The following is a 6,887-nucleotide window of genomic DNA, read 5'->3' as shown; positions in this document are numbered from 1 at the left end:
TAAATCAAAAATCCTAAATCAAAAAGGACCGCCAAACATCTTATATCAAATTCATTCGTTTAATTTTATGGCATACAAAATTCTGTTTTGATGAGGTATTTGATTTTGGTTTTGTTTTTTCTGTTCTGCATCGCTGTTGAAGCCCAACAGACTTTTTCATTTGACCAAAGCAAACAAATCACCCATGATGGAAAAGAAATCCCAATGCCATTTGCTGTTGGGATCAATGCTTCACAGTTCCAGCAAATGGATGTCAACGCAGACGGAGAGGAAGAATGGATCGTTTGGGATATCAATGCAAGGAGGGTTTTGGTTTTTGAAACGGAAGGGGATCAGTTTAAATACCTTCCCGAAATGAGCTATTTTTTCCCCAATGATATCAATGGGTTTTTGATTTTGGCGGACTTTGACCGGGACGGAAAGAAAGATTTGTTTACAAGCAGTCCCTTTGGCATCAAGGCATACAAAAATACAAGCCCTGCGGGAGCTGCATTCCCACAATGGACGGTAGCACAAAACTTCCTCCGTTTGGAAAACGGCTCCAACCTCACCGCCAACAACCTCGACATTCCCATGATTTTGGACATTGACGGCGACGGGGATTTGGATATTGCCTCATTCAACTTGGGTGATTATATGGACTTTTACCTCAATACGAGCATAGAAAGAAAAGGAGTTGCAGACATCGATGCTTTTGCTTTTCCCGAACCTTGGTGGGGCAGGTTTGAATTTTGTGGATGTGGGACTTTCAGTTTTGAGATAACCTGCGAGGGCTTGCCTATGGGAAGACTTTCCGATTCAGGCGAAAACAATCGAATCCTGCATACCGGGGGACATTCTGTTTTGTATTCGGACTTGGACGGTGACGGGGTCAGAGATTTGCTATTGGGAAGGGATGAATGCAACACCCTTTATTTTTTACTCAATAAAGGGACAGACAGGGTTCCTTTGTTTGATTCATTTTCAAATGAAGTTCCTGGTTTTGGAACCTTGCCTGAATTTCCTATTTATCACGCTTCTTACCTTTGGGAAAATAATTTGATCGTCAGCAGCAATTCCTCAGCATCTGCAGGGGTGTTCCAATCGGACTTTTCACGGAATATATTTGAGATTTCGAAAGGAAGCTCTGGCTTGCCAAGTACTAAGACATTCCTCCAATCTGAGCTGTTAGATTTGGGAGAAAACAGCAGGCCATTCTTCAAAGGACTGTCCACTTCGGGTGAGATGATACTCACCGGCAATTCGTTTGTAGGAGGGAGGAACATTGGTATGGCTCATCGGTTTGTAGTCAGCGGTGAGGGTTGGGAGTTGGTAGAAAACGACTATTTGGGTTTGTCTCAATTGGACTTTACTGACCTCCAGTATTTTGAATACCTCAATGCCGCCAACCAAGAGACTTATTGGATAACCGGCCTTGATACAGTCAATAATTCACTGCGCCGTCTGGTTTTTTATGGCACCAATCCTGATTTTGGCCAGATGAAACAGATATTCATTCCAAACCGATCACCAGTTGGTCAGGATCAAATCGAAATGTTTTCATTTGAGGGAAAAGATTATCTTTTGCTCGCAAGACAAACTGGGGAATTACTTCTTTTCTTCTTCGATTTTCCCAATGCTGAAAACATCAAATTGGTACAAAGTGATTTTCTGGGATATACTGACAATCCCGGATCCCGCAACCTAAATGTCCATGTTGTCCCAGGAAAAAACCCCTCTCTTTATGCCGTTGATCAAAGAGGTGTTTTGGTCTATATCCCTGATTTTATGAATCAGGTGGTGCGGCAGACCATATTGGTTAAAATTTCTGAAAATATGACCTCCCAAAGCAGGTTAGGAAGAAATACCTGGATCACTACTTTGCCGAAGCCTTTTTCAGACCAAAGGGATTTGATCTTGGGAAATACTGCAGGAGGCTTGGAATACCTGAAATTTCAAGGTGAAGGAATTCCTCCTGATGGCGAAGAATTTTTGGCCAAAATCTACCCAAATCCCAATAATGGAATTTTCAAGGTCTTGATTTCCCAATCCGCGAAAGGCAGACTTATCAATAGCTTGGGTCAAATCATGTTGGATGAAATCCTCATTCCTGCAAATGTGGAGTTTGAAATCCAATTGCCTTTTGCTGCGCCAGGTTTGTACATATTACAGTTTACCAATTCGGAAGGAAAGCACATCAGCAAAAAATTGGTGGTGCTGTGATTCAGTTTTTTTGAAAGAAAATCTTCTAGGGAATCCCACAAAAAGGAATAGGAAATTCTAGTTTTCTTCTTCTTCAGTGATAAGTTCCTCGAGTACAGGTAATGGCAAATAAATCATAAAAGTACTTCCTTGACGGCTTGGCAGGGAATCCAATTCCCAAGAAGCATGGATGCGCTGAAGACGGGACTGAATATTTCTCCACCCGTTTCCTTTCCCATTTTCCAGAATAGAGGTGTCAAAACCAAGTCCGTCATCCTCAATGATAATACTGAGCTCATCTTCATGTCTGACCAGCTGGATAATGATGGATTTGGCTTCAGCATATTTGAGGATATTATTTACCCATTCTTGGATGACGCGGTATAGGGATATTTCTTGGGTTTCGGTCAGTCTTTTTTCCATATCGTGGGTATCCACGTCTATGTAGACCAAACCGCTTTCATTGATCCTTTTGGCAAATTCCGGAATGGCATACTTTAGTCCTGATTGGATCAATGTGGCAGGCATCAGGTTAAAGGCAATGTTGCGGATCTCGAAATGCATTTCCTTCAAAATCATTTCGCTGCGTTCCACCATATTGATTTTTTCAGATTGGTCCTTATTCAGTCGTAGTTGGTGGATATTTAGCTGTAGTGCGGAGATCAGCTGACCAAATCCATCATGAAGGTCTTGGGCAAAGCGCTTTCTTTCAGTTTCTTGGGACTCCAAGGCAGCATTTAGGTAGGCCTCTTTGATACTGATTTCTTTTTCCTTCTCTAGGATCTGTTGTTTTTTCTGAAATCTGTTTTTGTTCAAAAAATGCACTGCCACCAACAAGCCAATGATAATCAAAAGCAAAATGACAAAAATGAAAACACTCTGGAGTTGGGCCTTTCTTTCAGAGATTTCCTGTTCACTCGCCTTGATCTGTTGGTCCTTGATGGTGGTTTGGTATTTGGTTTCCAGGTCCTTGGCTACTTTCGCCCGGTCTGCCGTAAACAATGAATCTTTTATAGAAAGCAGATTTTCCATGCTCTCAATGGCCTCAGGATACTTCCTCAAAGCCCTATAGATTTTGGATTGCTCGTCATAGATCCATTTATAAAGGTCTGCATATTGGGATTTTCGGGTGTAAAATATACCGGAATCTAAAAGGGAAAGTGCTTCCTGATAGTTTTTGGCTACATTTTCAGTCATTCCGGAATTGATGAAAACTACGGCAGTGGCATAGTCATTATCTGTCTTTTTATACAAAGCCAAACCTGCTTTGTTATAAATTCTGGATTTTTCAATATCTCCTTTTAGCAAATAGCCGTAACCCATGTTGACTATCGTAGGGGCAAAGGATAAAGAATCCTGAGGCGTCAGGAATTCCATTATTTTGTCATAATAAAATAGGGTGCTGTCGGGGTTATTTTTTTCACTGAATGCGCTTCCAATGATATTCAATGCTCTCATTTTAGCAGTCAAAAATGTGTCTTTTTCATTTTCGACTACCTCAAAAGCTTTCTTGCCAAAATATATTGCTTTGTCATAATCATGAAAAAGCCGGTGTGTTTGTGACAAAGAACGGTATATATCACTGGTCAAATCCAGTCTGTCGGTCAATTGGGAAGTTTCCAGACTTTCCAAATAGTACTTGATGGCCTGATCATAAAGCCCGGCAACTTCATAATAGTATCCGATCTTTTGGAGAACTTTGGCTTTTTTTTCCATATCCTCTCTTGAATCAAGGAGTGGAATCAGCGTCTTTTCGACCAATAACATGGAATCCCTTAGCTTGAGGCCTAGGTAATATTCATGGAGGGCAAAAAGGTACTCGGAATTTTGTGATTCAGTTTGGACAAGTTTTTTTGCTTCCGCAAAATAGAAACTGTTCTTAGACTGGGCCTTTACCGCACTGTCCAATAAGGACACGAGATCTTGGGCGTTTCCTTTAAAGGAAAAGAGAAGGAAAAACAATGACAGGTATTTCATGGATGATTCTTCTGAAGGCTTATTGGATTGAAAAATAAATAAATTCTTCTAAACCAAAGGATTATCCCTAGAAAAATGTCAAATGATCAAAACAATAAGTGATCCGGCGGGGGACCGATCAATAGCTTTCCTCTTTGCTTGGAAAATCTTTTGATTTCACGTCATGGATATAGTCCTGAACTGCCTTGGTCATGATGGACTGTAGGTTAGCGTATTGTCTGAGGAATCTTGGTTTGAATTCCTGATTGATCCCCAACATGTCATGGACGACCAAAACCTGCCCGTCTACATCCGGGCCTGCGCCTATTCCGATGACTGGAATACTTACTGTTTCGGCTACTATTTTAGCTAAGGAAGCCGGAATTTTCTCCAATACTATGGCAAAGCAGCCACAGGATTCAAGCAACTTGGCATCTTCGATCAGCTTGTTTGCTTCCTCCTCCTCCTTGGCCCTGACGGTATAGGTTCCAAATTTGTAGATCGACTGTGGGGTCAATCCCAAATGACCCATCACAGGTACGCCGGCGCTGAGAATCCTCACAACAGATTCTTTGATTTCTGCACCGCCTTCCACCTTGATGCCATGGGCACCGGATTCTTTCATGATCCTGATGGCAGACCGAAGTGCCTCAGAACTGTTACCCTGATAGGAACCAAAAGGAATGTCGACGACCACAAATGCCCTTGAAACTGCCTTCACAACAGAGGTGGCATGGTAGATCATCTGATCCAAAGTAATCGGAAGTGTAGTCTCATGTCCCGCCATGACATTGGAGGCCGAGTCTCCTACCAAAATGATATCTATGCCTGCACCGTCTACAATGCCTGCCATGGAAAAATCATAGGCAGTCAACATGGATATTTTTTCTCCCCTGGACTTCATTTCCTGAAGGATGTGGGTAGTGATTCTTTTGATATTGGAGGAGTTGTGGACAGACATGGGAGGCTTAATGAAGGTGTACGGTGTGGTTTTGAGAAGAAAGGTCAACGGATATATGCTCGCTAAGCGTGGTCGCTAATTCTAATCCGGTGTAATCCGGACTTACAGGAAAAAGCTTATGGCTTCGGTTGACCAAAACGGCAACCTCGATTTTTTTGACAGATGATTCCAGAAATGGCAATAAAGCATAGACCAAAGTTTTGCCGGTATTGAGGACATCATCCACGACTACGATACATTTATTGGTCAAATCAGCATGCGCAGAAAGGGAGACTTCACCTCTTGTGACGTCTGATTTGTCAAGGATAATTTCCAGCACAGTGATGTCTAAAGGTGAAATTTCCTTCAGAGCGCCTGCCAATGATTCTGCGAGCTGATATCCCATGCCCGTTATTCCCGCAAAGACAATACTGGATTCAGAAGCATTGCGCTCATAGATTTCATATGCCATGCGGGTGATTTTTTGGCTGATTTGACGGTGGTTCAGTACCAAAGTCTTTGTCTTGCTCATGGGCTTGTTTTTGAAAAACGAAAATTAAATCAATTGGCGGTGGTTTCAAAGCTTCAGGCCGCAAACTTGCTCTACCTATAATCGTCCTCTTCGGTCAGGATTTTGACATAGCTGTCATAGCGGTAAGGATGGATAAAGCCTTCCTCCAATTTTTGCCTCACCACACATCCCGGTTCGTTGAGGTGCTGACAGTTGTTGTACCGGCACTGACCGAGATACTTCCTAAACTCCGGAAAATAGTGGGACAATTCAAATTCATCGATATCCAAAATCCCAAACTCCTTGATCCCGGGAGTATCGATCAGGTAGCCTCCGTCTTCGATTTCAAACATCTCGGCAAAGGTGGTGGTATGCACTCCTTTGGCACTGAATTTGGAAATTTCCTTGGTAGCCTGCACCGCTTCTGGGACAATTTTATTGAGTAAAGTCGACTTACCTACTCCGGAATGTCCTGAAAGCAGTGTCGTCTTTCCTTTCAATAAGGGCAAAAACTGCTCCTGCAATTTGGTATTGTTCAAGGCAGAAATTTCATAGACCTGATATCCCAAGGGCACATAAATGTCCTTGATGTCTTCGAGATATTCCATGTCTTTGTCTTTGTAATCCATGTCCATTTTATTGACCAAAATGGAAGTGGGGATCCTGAAGCTCTCCGTGCTTACCAAAAAACGGTCAATGAATCCAAGCGATGTTCTCGGATTTTTTAATGTGATGATCAAAAAAGCCTGGTCAATATTGGAAGCGATGATATGTGAAAAATGGTTTTTTCTGGTCGATTTTCGGATGATGTAATTTTCCCTCGGAAGGATATCCGTGATGACGGATGAGGGTTGGTCAGCTTCCTGCTCGAGTTCCACATAATCTCCAACCGATATTGGATTTGTCAGTTTGAGATCATCCTGCTTGAATTTTCCCCTCAGTCGGGCATTGACAAGGCCTTTTTCTGTTTTGACCGTGTACCAGCTTCCTGTGGATTTGAGTACCCTTCCTTTCATTTTTTGGAAGCCTTTAGGCCTTTAAATTTCTTTCCATCCAACTGATTATTTTCTCCTGATCACTTTTCTTGCACAATTCCAGACTTTGGACATTCATGAATTTGATCTCAGGATTTTCAACACATTTTTTGATTTTCCTTTCAACATACCCTTCCTTCCGTCCATAGGGATGCAAAAATGAAAATATAGGTTTCGCAAAATTGGTGTTGCCGGACCGGATTTCCAGATGATACGTCAAAGCAGCAAAATTGAATTGGTCGTTGTGACGGAACTTATAAGAAAT

Annotated in this window: 5 protein-coding genes and 1 pseudogene; 1 reads left to right on the top strand and 5 read right to left on the bottom strand. The window is 42.1% G+C overall.

Going from position 1 to position 6,887, the window contains the following annotated elements; genetic code table 11:
* Positions 1-90: 90 nt before the first annotated feature.
* Positions 91-2,202: a T9SS type A sorting domain-containing protein gene (locus tag ACZFYI_RS13150; protein ID WP_462524588.1), complete on the top strand. Its 2,112-nt coding sequence runs from the start codon at positions 91-93 to the stop codon at positions 2,200-2,202.
* A gap of 57 nt (positions 2,203-2,259) precedes the next feature.
* On the opposite strand, the gene ACZFYI_RS13145 is transcribed toward ACZFYI_RS13150, so the two are convergent.
* From ACZFYI_RS13145 to ACZFYI_RS13125, 5 genes and pseudogenes are all read right to left on the bottom strand, one after another.
* Complete coding sequence (locus tag ACZFYI_RS13145; RefSeq protein ID WP_462524587.1) at positions 2,260-4,158, bottom strand: tetratricopeptide repeat-containing sensor histidine kinase; 1,899 nt, start codon at positions 4,156-4,158, stop codon at positions 2,260-2,262.
* 118 nt (positions 4,159-4,276) lie between these two features.
* Positions 4,277-5,098: a 3-methyl-2-oxobutanoate hydroxymethyltransferase gene (gene panB, locus ACZFYI_RS13140; protein ID WP_462524586.1), complete on the bottom strand. Its 822-nt coding sequence runs from the start codon at positions 5,096-5,098 to the stop codon at positions 4,277-4,279.
* Between the two features lie 7 nt (positions 5,099-5,105).
* Positions 5,106-5,609, bottom strand: coding sequence for a phosphoribosyltransferase family protein (locus ACZFYI_RS13135; protein WP_462524585.1), 504 nt, complete (start codon positions 5,607-5,609; stop codon positions 5,106-5,108).
* Positions 5,610-5,680: 71 nt separating this feature from the next.
* Complete coding sequence (gene rsgA / locus ACZFYI_RS13130) at positions 5,681-6,604, bottom strand: ribosome small subunit-dependent GTPase A (RefSeq protein ID WP_462524584.1); 924 nt, start codon at positions 6,602-6,604, stop codon at positions 5,681-5,683.
* Positions 6,605-6,617: 13 nt separating this feature from the next.
* Positions 6,618-6,887 (bottom strand): annotated as a pseudogene (locus tag ACZFYI_RS13125) (Stealth CR1 domain-containing protein); the annotation flags it as partial.

This window comes from Aquiflexum sp. (assembly GCF_977115555.1).
The sequence above is the reverse complement of the archived record's forward strand: the minus strand, read 5'-3'. Positions and strand labels throughout refer to the sequence as shown.